We start from the raw sequence: 14,693 nt of genomic DNA on the forward strand, positions 1-14,693 counted from the left end.
GCCGGCAGCGGCTGGACGAAAAAGTACCCGGAACGGGAATTTGCCGACTATTATCGGGCGGGTTCCTTGAAAATAATCGACTGCGAACGTGATTTAAAACAGACTGCAGCACCCTGGACGGGAGCGCTGCCGGAGCTGCAAACCTACGAAGAACGGGGCGCCCGGATGCTCAGCAAAAGCGCCTGGCAGGGGAAGTGTTTGACCTGCTACTGGGCAGCCATGGCCAATGTTGAAATCCAATGGGACTTTGATCGTGATATTAAGAAATATCGCTTTGAAACCTATTGTTACGGGCCCAAATCCTGTCGGTATTATAAAATGGGTCGGAGCCGGTCGGTCCCTTATAAAAATCGGGATTCCGCCATCGATGACGGCTACCTGGACGAGCTCTGCACCGAAGGCCGGGATGATGATGACTAAACTCGCGACAGCCCATCCGGGTCAAGATAAACTTGGCGGGCCCGGAAGGGTTAGGGTACTGGAGTTTGACTTTTTCAAAGTCATTGAGCCTTTATAATTTATCAAAAGAACCGTCCCCTTGATATTCAAAAGTGCCTCAAAATGATGTGATCAGCATAGCAGGTTTGGATCAAGCATGCGATACGTCATCTTTTGAGGCACTTACACGTTATCAATTAAAATTTACATTTACTAGGCAAATAAGGTTGAAGGATGTTTTTCTGGGTAGCGGTAAGATCTGGTAATTGATAACGTTCAATGCGGTTGGCTAATTCGTTTTTAACGATCAAGTCAACATCGGTCTTCTCGGGACTCATATCATCAGAAACGCCATACTTACTAAAAATTTCACTTAAGTAATGTTCATCTCGATAATTCTTAGGCGTTCGACCGCTCAAGAAGGTATTTTTTTCTTGTGCAGTTTTCAGGTTTTGCATATATTTTGAGTCGACCTTTAAGTTAACGCCTTGCAAGGAGCGATTAACATTTCGCATCATTTCTTCATCTAGAATTAACTTTTCAAAGCTACCACAATACCATGCCGACATATGACCGGGATAACACCAAACGGTATCAATATCGGTAATATAGTAAGGGAGTATGGTGGTCAGTAAACTTTCAACACCGGCCTGATAATCGACCTTGGCCGAATCCGCTAAACTGCCAACCATTGTACAGCCGATCTTTAATTCTTTGCAAAACTCATAAAAAATCGTCGAGATGTAAACGGTTTCAGCTGTTCCGTAGGCTGGCTGGACACTTCTCATATCGGTTGAGGCGGAACATGGACAGAGCGTCACATCAATGCCGGGAGAGAGAAGCTGGGCATACACAATTCCGGCAAAAGAAAGGGCAAGGTCATGAATGGCAAGGCCAAGCAAACTAGGTGGTCCAGTTAAGTTTGTTAAGGTACAGGGGCAGATGACGATATTCTGTTTTTCGTCAATTGTTGCATCTAAATTTTCTAAGCATTCATAATCATAAGCTAATGGGGACATGGGGCAAAGTCCTTGTCCCATTATCGGCTCATCCCATTTATCATGGAATTTCTTGACCAATTGGAAGGCACCTCTCATGCTTTGATAGATATCGCCATTTTTTGAGTTACCAGCGGTCGCCCTCATTCCATTGGAAATCCATTTATCACTGTATTTAAGGAGCATGGCAATTTGTCCAATATATTGATCCTCCGTATCATTTCCTTCTGGTTCGACCACACTGGGATTAGCACACTCGTACAAATCTGAAGTTTGGGTCAATTGATACATTTTGATAACATCGTCAATCGTTCCTTTTTGGTAATTTTTTGACTCGTTATTATAAATTATCGGGACGTTACCAAAAGGGCTGGTTGCAGTAATTCGCTGTGGGGTAAGATCAGTATAATCATATTTTGGCAAGCTACTCAGCGCTTTTTCCAAGAGTTCGTTAGAAATAAAAACGCGGTCTCCCTCTACTTTTGCACCGTGCTTTTTAAATAGGTCTAACGCCTTTTCAGTACCAAAAGCGATCCCAATATTTTCGAGAATGTCTCTGATATACTTATGAATCTCTCCAATTGTGTTAGCATCTAATAATCTTGGCATGTTTTTCTCCTTAATCGATATATTTTTTAAACGATTGTTATTTTATCGATGGTATTTACGATGCGTTTGTTATTTCCCCTAAGTTATTATGAAAAAATTTTAGCATGGAATTAACAAACCAGTCAAGCTCTTATTAAGTATGTTGGTCTTTTGCTAGCGGTGTCATGTCTTAACAGAAGGAACCCGTGCCTGACAGAACCTGTCGAGGCCACAAGGGAGCGGCGACGGTGTACCGAATCTTGACCTTTTTGGAAGTCGCCAAGCCGCTGCAAATTAAAATAGGGGACAAAAAAACAGGCGATCGGCCAGTAGCCACGGGGGTACTGGCCGGCCTACCTGTTGTTGCTGATCATCAAGAACGGCGGCGTGGTTCTAAATCAAGTCATCCGGTCTTATTTTTTGCTGTTTCCTTTAGGTTTTGCAGGTGCTTGATTGCTTTGGTCAATGGCTTTATCTTTTGTTTTTTCAATGACCGGCTTTTTAGCATGCTTGTCATTGGCTGCTTTTAAAATGTCGCCGGTGGTCGCATCAATTTTTATCGGATTCGCTTTTTTACCGGTTTGAATAATAACCTTGTAAACCATCACATCGTTGTCTGCCCCCAATCGGATCGAAACAAATGCGCCGTTACTTACCGAATCCAGGGCAATCTGTACGGCGTTTTCAAATGAAACGGCTGGCAGAACCACTGCGGGTTTTGCGGTTGTCGGATCGGTTACTGGATCGGTTACTGGATCAGTTACTGGATCGGTTATTGGGTCGGTTATTGGGTCGGTAGCTGGATCAGTTACTGGATCGGTTACTGGATCAGTTGCCGGATCTGTTACTGGATCAGCTGTCTCAGGTTCGTTTTCCGATTCGAGTTTTAACACGGCACCGGTTATCGCATCAATTTTTACCATATGCATCACTGCGCCGTACTTAACCTGAATCTGGTACACTTTTACAGCATGCTGTTTGCCAAGTTTAATGGAAACTACCGAGCCTTGGGGCACCGCTTCTAAAGCAATTTCGATGGCTGCGCCAATGGTGAGGACGCCAGATTGGGGCTCTTCCGCAACAAGCGGTGGATCTGGCGTAACCGGGTTCGCCACAGCTTCCGTTTCAGCAAACACCATCCCGGTGGTGCTAAATGCTAACAAGCCGCTTAAAACAAACGTGACTAATCGTTTTTTCATCGTGTTGATCTCCTTTTATTTTTTAAAATGACAGGCGCTTGCGAAGCTCGATGTAAAGCCCAGGGCACTTTCGCAATGACCTATTTAAAACCTAATCCAGCATTAATATTTGGCAATAAAAAAACAACGTCATGACACGTTGCACAAAAACACCATAAACGGGTGCTATGATTTGCAACTGGCTGTCATATAAAAATTACTTAGACCCTCTAGCTTTGCGTCCCTACCTTTCGATAAGTTTGCCAAATATTTAATTATCATCATAATATTACAATTTTCTGTTTTTGTCAAACTAAATATTAATTATGAGGAACCCGTGCCGACCCCAAACGATAGAAACCGGCAAACCGGGGTATATAGTGTCATATCAGAATCATCGGAATCCAAAAGCGGTTGGAGAAAGAGGAAAAAATATGAAACAGAATGACCGGAACTTTTTGTGGAAACGGATTGCCAAGAAGAAAAACACCGAAAGCCAGCAAGCGACCATGGCCCCGAAAGTCAAGAAAGCCTGGCGGAGACGGCTGGGCGAAGCGGATTATCAGGAGATGATGGTGGAGTGTAATTCCGAGGCGATGGCGCTGCTGGTTAAAACCGCGGGCGGCTGGGTCTATTGTTATAACAACTGGGAGCACGAAAAAATGACCGGTTTCGGCCAGAAAGCGATTCGCAATCAGCATTTAAAAACGGTGCTCGGGGAAGCCTATTATCAGGTCTACGAAAAAAACGCCGACTATTGCCGGGAAAGTGGGGAAACCATTCTTTTTAAGGGCACGGCCTGCTGGAATGGCGAAATCAGGGAGCGGATGTGTCGGATGACTCCGGTTGAAAATGACGGGCAGGACTTTATCGTGGTGACCGAGTTGAACACCAAAGTGCTTAAGGACTGGATGGCTAAAAACCAGCTGGCCACGACCCGCTTTGACCAGATGTTTCAGACCCACACCGCCACCATGCTGTTGCTCGAACCGGAGTCGGGGCGCATTGTCGATGCCAACCCGGCGGCTCTGGCCTTTTATGGCTATTCCCTGGAGGAGCTCAAGACCATGACCATTGACCAGCTCAGCACCCTGTCTGAGGCGGCGGTTGATGATCAGCGGCAGTCGTCCTTGCTGTTTCCCCACCGGCTGAAAAGCGGCGCCATCCGGATGGTCGATGTCCACGCCAGCCTCCTGGAGATTGACGACCAGCAGTATCTTTTTTCGGTCATCACCGATGCCACCGAACGGGAACAAAATGCCGCCGCCCTTTATCGGCAAAAGGAGCTCCAGAAAACCGTCATGGATGCCATCCAAGATGGGGTGATTGCCACCGATGCCGCGGCTAACATCAGCTACCTCAATCCGGCGGCCGAGCTGGCCAGCGGCTGGCAGCTTTTGGATGTACTGGGCAAACCCTTTGAGGTGATTTTCCCGATCTGTCATGAATATACCCGGGAGCCCCTGACCGGGCTGGTGGCTCAGGTTCTTGAGGACGGCCAGGGCCAGCAAATCACGGCGCCCACGGTGCTGTTTAACAAGGATGGCCTGATGATTCCGATCGAAACCAGCCTCGCCCCGATCCGTGCCAAAAACGGCAGCATCGACGGCGTGGTGATGGTCTTTCGGGATATTACCTTATCCCGGGAAAAGAAACGCCGAATTGAATACTTAAGCTACCACGATGCCCTGACCGGCCTTTACAATCGGCGCTTTTATGAGCAGTATTTTAGTCAGAAGGCGATCAAGCTGATCCATCCGATGGCCTTTGTGATGGGCGACATCAACGGCCTGAAGATGACCAACGATGTTTTTGGCCATACCATCGGGGATCTGCTGCTCCAGTCGATTGCCAAAACCCTCAAGCTTGTGGCTGGTGCCCGCAATCAGGTGATCCGCTGGGGCGGCGATGAATTCATGATTGTGATGCCGGGGTCGGATCTCAAGGATGCCGAAAGGCTGGTCAAAGGGATCAAGGAACAGCTAAAGGACATTTGCATTAACGGCACCATTGAAGCCAGCGTTTCCTTTGGGATGGCGCTTAAAAAGAGCCGTGATGATGAACCCGGGGCAGTCCTCAAAAAAGCCGAGGAAATGATGTATCAGATCAAGCTGTTAGAAAGCAAAAGCATGCGGGGCACCACCATTAACGCCCTGCTGGCAGCCCTCGATGAAAAAAAGGCCGAAACCAAGGCTCATACCATGCGCTTGTCCGATCACGTCATGAAGCTGGCCGAGCTGTTGGCTCTCAACGTCGAAGCCAAGAACCGCCTGATCCTGCTGACCATGCTCCATGATATCGGCAAGGTGGGGATTCCCGATCACATTCTCGGCAAGCCCGGCCGCCTGACGGAGGAAGAATGGCAGATCATGCAAACCCATTCGGAAATCGGCTATCGGATCGCCACCAATGTGCCGGAACTCCATGTGGTGACGGAGGAAATCCTCCATCATCATGAGAAATGGGACGGCAGCGGCTATCCGGCCGGCCTCAGCGGTGAAAAGATCCCGCTTAACAGTCGGATTCTGGCCGTCGTCGATGCCTATGACGTGATGACCCATGATCAGGTTTACCAGCCCGCCCGCTCCCATGAAGAGGCCATCCGGGAATTGCGGGAGCAGGCCGGCAGCCAGTTTGATCCCCGGCTGGTAGACCGTTTCATTAACCAGCTGTCCCACTGGTGATTGCCGAAATACCGAAACCATTACAAAGAAAAAGAGGTGACTTATGAAATCAAAAATTGACGGGATAATATAGACACCCCGAGCTGAATGTTCAAGCAACCACTTTTTCGGTATCAATCGTTTGAGTTGTTTCTGAAAGAGCTGCTAAAATAAATCATGTCACGTCGATGTGATTTTATTTTTATTGTCAAATGAACAATGTTCAGATACTGGGTCGGTTTATTTTATCAAAGTCTAAAAATCAGGAGGATTTATAATGTTAATTTATGCAAGCACCGCCATTACCCTGGCGCTGGTGTTCTATTCAATCGGGGTCTGGGCTGAGAAGCTTCAGGGCCAGCTAAAGGTGTGGCATCTGGTCGTGTTTTATCTTGGTTTGGCGTGTGATACCACCGGCACCATGCTGATGGGCGAACTGGCAGGCGGCGTCACGCTGTTGAGCTTTCATGGCCTGACCGGCCTGCTGGCGATTCTGCTGATGCTCTTTCATGCGGTTTGGGCCACGGTGGTTCTGGTCAGGAATGATCAGAAAGCCCGGGCCAGCTTTCATAAATTGAGTCTGATCGTCTGGTTGATCTGGCTGATCCCCTTTGTTTCCGGGGCGATTTTTGGGGTGGCGTTCTAACCGCCATCAGGTTAAAAAAGCTGTGATTTAACCCGGCTGATCGGGTATAATAAAATCAGCAACCTGAAAGGGGTTAAAGGAGAAATGAGAAATGAAAAGAAAAAACATCGCTTTGTTGGTGGTGGTTGTCGGTCTGGGTCTGGTTCTGTCGGGATGTGGGGCCCCGAAAGATGTCACCGATTACTCAAAAGCTGAGCATTGGCTCAATATCCCCAGCAGCACCGACAAGGCGGTCGATGTCTTTTATCTCTATCCCACCACCTACGCGCCAGCCGATCAAACCAATCCCAGCATCAGCACCATTGATGACGCCGGCATGATGGCCAACGCCAAACTGGCTTATGACCGCCAGGCGACGGCCTTTGAAACGGTCGCCAATATCTATGCGCCGTTCTACCGCCAGGATAACCTGTCACCGGTCGATCGGGAGGAAACCATCGCCGGGATTCCGACCACGGATGCTACCGCGGCCTTTGAGTACTACATCAAACACTATAACAACGGCCGACCCTTTATCCTGGTTGGTCATTCTCAGGGTGCCGACGTTACCAGCAACCTCTTGTCGGGCTATTTAAAAGACCATCCTGATGTCTACAAACGGATGGTCGTGGCCTATGTGGTCGGCTATACTGTCACCGAAGATTACCTGAGCGCCAATCCCCATTTGAAATTTGCCGAGGGCTCCGATGATACCGGCGTCATTGTTTCTTATAATACCGAAGCCCCCGAGGTTTTAGCCCCGGGCAACCCGGTCATCACCGCCGGCGCTCTGGCGATCAATCCGATCAACTGGAAACGTGACGAAACCCTGGCCACCGCCGCCGAAAACTTAGGGTCGATCGGGATCAATAAAGATGGTTCGGCCAAACGCAATGCCGAAGGAATCATTGAACCGGTGATGAATTTTGCCGATGCTCAGATTGATCTGGACAAGGGCGCCCTGATCTGCAGCACCGTTAATGTCGATCTCTATTCGCCCGGCAGTGCCACCTTTGGCAAAGGCGTCTATCATACCTTTGATTATCCCTTTTATTATTTCAACCTGCGCCAAAACGCCGAGAACCGCAGCGACAAGTATTTAGAGAAACAGTGAGGTAGAGGAGTAAAACTTATTTAATCGCTTGTCATACCGTTATTAATAATCGACAATAGCAAGTAGCTGGCAGACTTACCATTGCGCAACCGTTTCTGGTGTAGAAACTCATTCTAATATGCGCTGATAATCGCATTGAGCGATCTAAAGGAGAAGATATGAAACCATTGACTTGGATCAGATCAACCAGCCCGGCGGGGGAAAAGCCCGTGATTGTCTCAGAATATCTGCTTAATGAATTGGGCATTTTTGTCAAGCGTGAAAAACGGATGCCGAAAAAAGCCGGGCTGACGGCCTTAGCAACGCCCGGGGCAGCGGCATTTGGATAGCAAAAACGGCAAGCTTAAGGCTGAAAAAAAGGAGCGTGTGGCTGATGAAGACCAAGACAATCACCCGGGCAGCGATGACATTGACACTGATTTTTATTTGCTTTTCAATTTTTAAAGGCACCACTAATATTCTAAATGCTTTATTTATCCCGCTTGTTTTATATTTCGGTTTGTTTAAGCTAAAAAGCCGGGAGTTTATAGCAGTCACGATTGCCGCGATGTTATTTTGTTTTATTTTTTTCAAAGTCCAAATCATCTTTGTTTTGGCCTATTGCAGCATCGCTTTGCTGTTAATATGGCTCAATATAAAAAGCTATGGCTGGCTTTTATCAGTTGCGCTACTGACGGTGGCTATTGGCGTCAGCTTCTTTATCGCACTGACGATGACCGATTTTATCTTCGGGACCCAGATAAATTTTATGCTGATCCGGATGCTGGGTGGCAATTTGATCGCTTACAGTTTGCTGTTGCTGTGTGAAGGCCTGTTAATCAGCCTGATTCAAATTTCTGCGATCTGGAAATTCGGCAGCAGAATGATGGTCTAGGTTGGCAAACGACAGTCCTGCAAAATGACAATTTATTTTATGAAAGGCAGGTCCATGATGGAAAGTACACTGTTATCACAAAAAATAAAGACCGATCGCGAACTGATCGCGACAAACACATTTGAGCTGCAAATGGCCAAGATGCCCGAGTTAATGAAGCGCTATTCAGCCCGCCAGCTGGACAAAACCCAACAGGATATCCGTTATCATATCCAGTTTCTAATTGAAGCGGTATCCGCAAAAAGCCCCGTTTTATTTGCTAATTACCTGCTTTGGCTAAAGGAAATCCTGGATAACCTGGGTCTCCCGCCGGAAGATCTCAAAATGAGTATCCATTATCTGGCAGATACCCTCAGGGGTCTTTATTGCGCAGACTACGAACAGGATATTGCCCCGATTATCAATGACGGACTTCAAAAGCTTGAAATCACAGAGGTTCACACTGAAACCTTTCTAAAAGCAGGTCTTGCCCATACCGAGCTGGCCAAACGCTATCTGGCGGCCTTGTTGACTGGCGACCGCCATCAAGCCAATGAAATGATCCAGGCGGCGGTCAAAAGCGGCATTCCAATCAAGGAAATTTATCTTCAGGTGTTTCAAAATACCCAGTATGAAATTGGCCGGCTCTGGCAAATCGACCAGATTACGGTGGCCCAGGAACATTATTGCACGGCGGCTTCGCAATTCATCATGGCCCAGCTGTATCCGTATATTTTTACCGTTCCCAATCAAGGCATCACGGTTCTGGCAACCTGCGTGGGTAAAGAACTCCACGAAATCGGTTTGCGGATGGTAACCGATCTGATGGAATTATCGGGCTTAAACACCTATTATCTTGGGGCAAACGTTCCCACCGCAAGCATTATCAGCGCCATTAACCAAGAGCAGGCCGATATTTTGGCCATCTCAGCGACGATGACCTTTCATGTGTCGGAAGTCAAAGCTTTAATTGACCAGATCAGAACAGTCGAAGGGGGTCAAGACATAAAAATCATGGTCGGCGGCTATCCCTTTAATATTGATGGGAATCTCTGGAAACATGTTGGCGCCGATGGTTATGCAGCTGATTCGGAAACAGCGGTGCTACTGGCTTATGATCTAGCCAAAAGGAGTTGAGGGCGATGGGTGATCAGTCACAAACGATCCAGGATATTATTTTAGCCTGTAATTCAGAGGGTGTTGTCAAGAGCATTCTCTATCAGAATGCTAAGTTTTGTAATCTTTTTGAAGAAGGGGAATATTTTTTTAAGAATGTTCAGGTGGAAAGTCTGGCAAAGGCCTTGTCGTTTTTTTCAGAAGTCAAAGAAATTAAGCGTATCACCAATTATGAGATCAATTTTGTTTGCAATCAGACGGTTGAAACCTTGATTTTTTCCGGTTCTTATGACGAGCAGGAGTTGATTATTCTTGCTTCATCGCGGTTGGGCGGGTTTCCCTTGTACGATGAAATGATGGAGATCAATAACGAACAGGTCAATCTTTTTCGCCAGGAACTTAAAAAGAATAGCCTTAAGCAGCAGTCCGCAGACAATAACGAATATAAGTTTTACGATGAAATCAGTCGTCTTAATAACGAATTGACGAATGTGCAGAGAGAACTGTCAAAAAAGAATATCCAACTCAATCAGCTCAATCTTAAACTTGAAGAATTGACGATCCGGGATCCGCTGACGAACTTATACAACAAGCGCTATCTTTACACCAAGTACGCCGAAGAAATCACCCGGGCCCAACGCTTTCAATACTCCATCTCGCTGGTGATGATCGATATTAATAATTTTAAGCAAGTCAATGATCGCCTTGGCCATCAGGAGGGGGATCGGCTCCTGAAAAAATTTGCTGAATTATGCCAAGCAAATATCCGGGCCGGGTTGGATTATCCCTTTCGGGTTGGTGGTGATGAATTTGTGCTGCTGCTGACCCATTGCGAAGAAGCCACCGCTGAGAGCATTTTAGCACGGTTGGATTGTGAATTTAGTAAGCATACGGAGATTGCCTCTTTAGCCCATGGGAGCGTCAGTTTTATTGGTGGTAGCAATGATGAGGTGGAACTGGTTTTAAAAGAAGCCGATGTCAGGATGTATGCCCATAAAAATAAAATCAAGGCTTTAATGGACACAAAGGGATAGTTGTTATGCGGCCGCTAAAGGACAGCTCAAAAAACGGCCACCACGGCGAAGCCGATCCTCAAGAAAGGAACCAAAAGATGAAGCTGCTCAATAATCAAAACGCTGGCTCAAAAACCGTCAGAAACAATCGCTTTAAAAATAGCTTCACCAAAAAACAAATGATTTTGGGGGTTGCCTTGTTGACCGTTTTTGTGCTCGGCTTAAGCGGCTTATATTTGGGCTTTAAATGGCATCGCTATCAGCAGATGGCGGCCAACGAGGCCATTCAATTGGGGCAATCGGTGGAATCACAGCTGCATGTCGAGCATGTTGCCAACCTCTCCGGCGCCGCCGGGGATCTTGACAGTCCCGATTACAAGATGATCAAAAAAAGTCTTATTGACCTGGTTGCAGTCACCAATCCCTTTCATTTTGCTTACCTGATGGAGGAAAAAGAGGGTCAGATTATCTTCCTAGTTGATTCCGAGCCACCAGATTCGCCGGACTACTCGCCGCCGGGACAGGTTTATGATGAAGCGGATGCCGTCCTATGGGATGTTTTCGATTCTGGTCAGACGGTGCTGAGCCAGCCCTCAACCGATCGCTGGGGCACCTGGATCAGTGTTCTCGTGCCGGTAAACGATCCCCGCAGCGGCGAAACCTTGGCGGTCTTTGGACTGGACTATACGGCGGCGGAGTGGAATGCCAAGCTCTGGCAGAAGATGGTACCAGATCTGATCATTGTTTTTGTGACCTGGATCCTTTTTTCGGCACTGCTCTATATTGCCTTTCAGAACCATAATATTAGAAAACTGGCCCATAAAACCGCTTTGGATGAAGCCCTCTATCACAATGTCTTTGATCAAACCCCGGTCGGGATTGCTGTCGTCGAGGATAAAAGCTTTTTATCCCAGTCGCAACTGGGCAGTGCTAATATCAATCCGATGTTTGAAAAGATTGTGGCACGAACCAGCGCCGACCTGGAGCAACTGAAATGGCCCGAAATTACCCATCCCGATGATCTCCAGGAGGATCTGGAGAAATTTGATTTGTTCTACCGGGGTGAAATTCCTGGTTACTCCATGGAAAAGCGCTTTATCAGACCGGACGGATCGAGTGTCTGGACCAACATGAAGATTGCCCCGCTGCGGGGTCTACCTTATCCGCACAGCATGCATTTATGTCTGATTGACGATATTAGCAAACGCAAAGCAACCGAAGCGGCCCTAAAGCGGGCGCTGGAGCGGACCCAGTCGATGATCAATAATCACGAAGCGGTGATGCTGCTGATCGAACCGGAATCGGGTCAAATCATCGAGGCCAACACCGCCGCCAGCCACTTTTACGGCTATACCAAGCAGGAACTGCTAAGCATGACCATTCAGGACATTAATACCCTGGACAAACTGGCATTGCAGGCCTTGCGGATGCAGGTTCTCAATAAAGGCCATAAATATTTTACCTTCCCCCACCGGTTACAAAGTGGTGCGATCAGAATGGTTGATGTATATAGCAGTCCCATCGACTACGATGAGCAGAAAGTGCTTTTCTCGATCATCTTCGACGTGACTGAAAGAGAAGAGATCGCCAAACAAAATGAATTTTTAGCCTACCACGATTACCTGACCGGCGTCTATAACCGTCGCTATTTTGAAGCAGAATTCAAACGCCGCGTCGATCGCGGTGAATTTCCAATTGCAATCCTGCGGGGCAATATCGATGCCTTTAAAGGCTTTAATGTCGACTATGGCCATTTAGAAGGCGATCAGCTCTTGGTCAAGATTGCCCAGCGCATCAAAGCCCGGATCAATGATCGGGATACCCTCGCCCGGATTGGCGGCGATGATTTTGCCATCCTCGTATCCGGCAAACATGAAACAGAAATCCGGCAATACTTGGACAAGCTGAATCATCAGACGGTCAATGATTTTATGAACCTGGAAAAATATAAACGGGTTGATGTCTCCTGGGGTTATGGCATTCAAAGAAACAAGAAAGACCCCTTAGATCAGATTTATGATGAAGCCGAAGCCCATATGAACAACCGTAAGTATTACAATCAAAAGAGTATCCGAAGCAAAACCATTGATGTGATCATGCAGACCTTGTTTATCAAGAGTGAGCGGGAGAAAAGGCATTCGGAACGGGTCGGGAAACTGTGCGAAAAAACGGCGGAGAAACTGAATTTAAATAAATCACAGCTGGATAAGGTGCGGGTTGCCGGCTACCTCCATGATATCGGAAAAATTGGTATCGACGAAGCGATTCTTAATAAACCCGGCCGGCTCAATCCACTGGAGTGGGAAATCATGAAGCTGCACCCAGCCAAAAGCGCCGAAATTCTCGCCACCACCCGGGAGTATGCGGATATTGCCGAGATTGTCCGCTCCCATCATGAACGCTATGACGGCAGCGGTTATCCCAAGGGCTTAACCGGCTCCGAAATCCCCTTAATGGCCAGGATCATCGCCATCAGCGATGCCTATGACGCAATGACTGAAAAAAGAACCTACCGTGACCCGTTAAGTAAAGCCGCCGCGGTGGCCGAGCTGAAAAAATGCGCCGGCACCCATTTTGATCCTGTGTGGAAACGTGCCTGACATTAACTTATAAACTTATGACACACTCCATTTCAGTAAAGTTTATTAAACCCGTTTCAGACCATCGGCATCAAGATAAACCTAGCGGGTCCGGAAGGGGACGGGGTACTGGAGTTCGACTTTTTCAGAGTCATTGAGCCTTTATAATTTAGCAAAAGAACCGTGCCCCTGATATTTTACATAAAAAGAATTGGTCTAAATAGTGAGATGCAACATCAAATAGCAAAAAACAGAAAGTGCATTATGAACTTGTTCGATTGCGCTTTCTGTTTTTTGTTTCATACATTTTTAAATCGGCCAGATGTAATAGATCACTGAGCTTACGCGCATCGGTAGGGAAAGTGGCATATCCAAAGCTAAGCCCTTTAAAATCAAGGCCTTCCAAGTTGGTGGCACAATTAAATTTCTCCAGTTGTCGGCAAAAGGGCTCGATCTCAAGAGATTTTGACAGGATAACGAATTCATCACCATGGAGTCGATAAAGACCCTCGTTTGGTTTTAAGTATTCGCTGACTGATCTGGCAAACGCAATCAGATAGGCATCCCCGGCAGCGTGGCCGTAAAGATCATTGATCGATTTGAAATCATCCAAATCCAAAAAAATCAGCGAAAATGGGGTTTCATTAGCAATTTCATTCTGAGCATCATCGTATAATCCTTCGCGGTTCTTCAACTGAGTCAAGGCATCAATTTTTGTTATTTGACTTAAGGTTTCAGCTTTATGCTGAGTGAACACTAACTTATAAACCATCTGATAAGATAAGATCGCATTCAATATAATGATCAACAACATGATAAACTTCAATTGATGAGAACTGCCCTCAATAAAGATATAATTCACAAGAAAAATAGTGAAAAACCATGACAGGCTAATAAGTAAGAGTGAATTTTTCATGCGCGTTTCGATATTATTAAGAATGTAAATAAATGTTTTCGTTACAAACTTCAAATAATAAGGAAGGCTGATCAGATAGAAAAGGGTTTGAACAATAGTAACGGATAAACCTAACCACCTGAATGGAAATAAATACCCCACCTGAACTGAAAATGAGAATACAAAAACCGTATAGATCCATGAGGAGGACATAATAATGATCGTGTCTTTTAAAGACTGGTCAAACAGATATTTCAAAGGCAGTGCATAGAAAAAACCGCATAGAAAAAAATGCCTTTACCATTAAAATCCAATTGAATTGGGAGTTTGAGAAAAAGCAGAAAGAAGAGCCCGGAAATGATAAGGGTAATAATTGTCATGGATATGATTGTTTTGATTTCAGACATCTTTTTTTGAGAGCATAAATAGGTTGTGTAACTATTGACACTCAGCATTTCGAGTAGAATGATTAGGGTAAAATAGTTCAAGCTATCAGCTCCTTCCATAGTGTCTTATCCGGAAAATAGATTTTTGTGCGAATATCGAAACAGGGCGACAACTTTTACATGTGTGGTAGCCGCATTTTTGAATTATACCATGAAATTATCCGTAAGAACAAGGAGATGTTTTGTT

At 46.3% G+C, this 14,693-nt stretch carries 11 protein-coding genes, 1 pseudogene and 1 riboswitch; of the genes and pseudogenes, 9 read left to right on the forward strand and 3 right to left on the reverse strand.

Annotation, left to right across the window (positions count from 1 at the left end; genetic code table 11):
• A pseudogene (locus tag QZ998_RS10395) lies at window positions 1-420 on the forward strand (hypothetical protein); the annotation flags it as partial.
• Window positions 421-635: 215 nt separating this feature from the next.
• Here the strand turns inward: QZ998_RS10395 and QZ998_RS10400 are convergent.
• Together QZ998_RS10400 and QZ998_RS10405 are read right to left on the reverse strand one after the other, a co-directional pair.
• Window positions 636-2,045: a trimethylamine methyltransferase family protein gene (locus QZ998_RS10400; protein WP_296560358.1), complete on the reverse strand. Its 1,410-nt coding sequence runs from the start codon at window positions 2,043-2,045 to the stop codon at window positions 636-638.
• A gap of 392 nt (window positions 2,046-2,437) precedes the next feature.
• On the reverse strand, window positions 2,438-3,223 hold the full coding sequence (locus QZ998_RS10405) for a PepSY domain-containing protein (RefSeq protein ID WP_296560359.1): 786 nt from the start codon (window positions 3,221-3,223) through the stop codon (window positions 2,438-2,440).
• A gap of 170 nt (window positions 3,224-3,393) precedes the next feature.
• Window positions 3,394-3,477, reverse strand: a riboswitch (cyclic di-GMP riboswitch).
• A 159-nt stretch (window positions 3,478-3,636) separates the two neighbouring features.
• Between QZ998_RS10405 and QZ998_RS10410 the strand changes: the two genes are divergently transcribed.
• The 8 genes from QZ998_RS10410 to QZ998_RS10445 all read left to right on the forward strand — a co-directional run bounded on the left by QZ998_RS10410 (window position 3,637) and on the right by QZ998_RS10445 (window position 13,186).
• Window positions 3,637-5,886: an HD domain-containing phosphohydrolase gene (locus QZ998_RS10410; protein ID WP_296560362.1), complete on the forward strand. Its 2,250-nt coding sequence runs from the start codon at window positions 3,637-3,639 to the stop codon at window positions 5,884-5,886.
• A gap of 256 nt (window positions 5,887-6,142) precedes the next feature.
• Window positions 6,143-6,511, forward strand: a complete 369-nt coding sequence (locus tag QZ998_RS10415; protein ID WP_296560364.1) for an HsmA family protein — start codon at window positions 6,143-6,145, stop codon at window positions 6,509-6,511.
• A gap of 91 nt (window positions 6,512-6,602) precedes the next feature.
• Entirely contained in the window at window positions 6,603-7,604 is a 1,002-nt protein-coding gene (locus tag QZ998_RS10420) for a DUF3089 domain-containing protein (protein ID WP_296560366.1), read from the forward strand.
• A gap of 158 nt (window positions 7,605-7,762) precedes the next feature.
• Window positions 7,763-7,933 carry a hypothetical protein gene (locus QZ998_RS10425; RefSeq protein WP_296560368.1) on the forward strand — a complete coding sequence of 57 codons (171 nt, stop codon included), beginning with the start codon at window positions 7,763-7,765 and terminating at the stop codon, window positions 7,931-7,933.
• A 44-nt stretch (window positions 7,934-7,977) separates the two neighbouring features.
• The gene (locus QZ998_RS10430) at window positions 7,978-8,478 is read left to right on the forward strand and encodes a hypothetical protein (protein ID WP_296560369.1); all 501 of its coding nucleotides are present in this window, start codon (window positions 7,978-7,980) and stop codon (window positions 8,476-8,478) included.
• Window positions 8,479-8,535: 57 nt separating this feature from the next.
• On the forward strand, window positions 8,536-9,594 hold the full coding sequence (locus tag QZ998_RS10435; protein ID WP_296560370.1) for a cobalamin-dependent protein: 1,059 nt from the start codon (window positions 8,536-8,538) through the stop codon (window positions 9,592-9,594).
• 5 nt (window positions 9,595-9,599) lie between these two features.
• Window positions 9,600-10,607 carry a GGDEF domain-containing protein gene (locus QZ998_RS10440; protein ID WP_296560371.1) on the forward strand — a complete coding sequence of 336 codons (1,008 nt, stop codon included), beginning with the start codon at window positions 9,600-9,602 and terminating at the stop codon, window positions 10,605-10,607.
• 5 nt (window positions 10,608-10,612) lie between these two features.
• A complete protein-coding gene (locus QZ998_RS10445; RefSeq protein ID WP_296560374.1) occupies window positions 10,613-13,186 on the forward strand; it encodes an HD domain-containing phosphohydrolase in 2,574 nt (857 codons plus the stop codon).
• Window positions 13,187-13,427: 241 nt separating this feature from the next.
• Here QZ998_RS10445 and QZ998_RS10450 read toward each other — a convergent pair whose 3' ends face one another.
• Entirely contained in the window at window positions 13,428-13,937 is a 510-nt protein-coding gene (locus tag QZ998_RS10450; protein ID WP_296560375.1) for a GGDEF domain-containing protein, read from the reverse strand.
• Window positions 13,938-14,693: the final 756 nt, after the last annotated feature.

This window comes from uncultured Acetobacterium sp., assembly GCF_927416815.1.
GTDB lineage: Bacteria > Bacillota > Clostridia > Eubacteriales > Eubacteriaceae > Acetobacterium.

What these genes read in the sequence shown, in the direction of transcription:
- QZ998_RS10400 (WP_296560358.1), bottom strand. Translation starts at nt 2,045, where the DNA reads ATGCCAAGATTATTAGATGCTAACACAATTGGAGAGATTCATAAGTAT.
- QZ998_RS10405 (WP_296560359.1), bottom strand. Translation starts at nt 3,223, where the DNA reads ATGAAAAAACGATTAGTCACGTTTGTTTTAAGCGGCTTGTTAGCATTT.
- QZ998_RS10410 (WP_296560362.1), top strand. Translation starts at nt 3,637, where the DNA reads ATGAAACAGAATGACCGGAACTTTTTGTGGAAACGGATTGCCAAGAAG.
- QZ998_RS10415 (WP_296560364.1), top strand. Translation starts at nt 6,143, where the DNA reads ATGTTAATTTATGCAAGCACCGCCATTACCCTGGCGCTGGTGTTCTAT.
- QZ998_RS10420 (WP_296560366.1), top strand. Translation starts at nt 6,603, where the DNA reads ATGAAAAGAAAAAACATCGCTTTGTTGGTGGTGGTTGTCGGTCTGGGT.
- QZ998_RS10425 (WP_296560368.1), top strand. Translation starts at nt 7,763, where the DNA reads ATGAAACCATTGACTTGGATCAGATCAACCAGCCCGGCGGGGGAAAAG.
- QZ998_RS10430 (WP_296560369.1), top strand. Translation starts at nt 7,978, where the DNA reads ATGAAGACCAAGACAATCACCCGGGCAGCGATGACATTGACACTGATT.
- QZ998_RS10435 (WP_296560370.1), top strand. Translation starts at nt 8,536, where the DNA reads ATGGAAAGTACACTGTTATCACAAAAAATAAAGACCGATCGCGAACTG.
- QZ998_RS10440 (WP_296560371.1), top strand. Translation starts at nt 9,600, where the DNA reads ATGGGTGATCAGTCACAAACGATCCAGGATATTATTTTAGCCTGTAAT.
- QZ998_RS10445 (WP_296560374.1), top strand. Translation starts at nt 10,613, where the DNA reads ATGCGGCCGCTAAAGGACAGCTCAAAAAACGGCCACCACGGCGAAGCC.
- QZ998_RS10450 (WP_296560375.1), bottom strand. Translation starts at nt 13,937, where the DNA reads ATGGTTTATAAGTTAGTGTTCACTCAGCATAAAGCTGAAACCTTAAGT.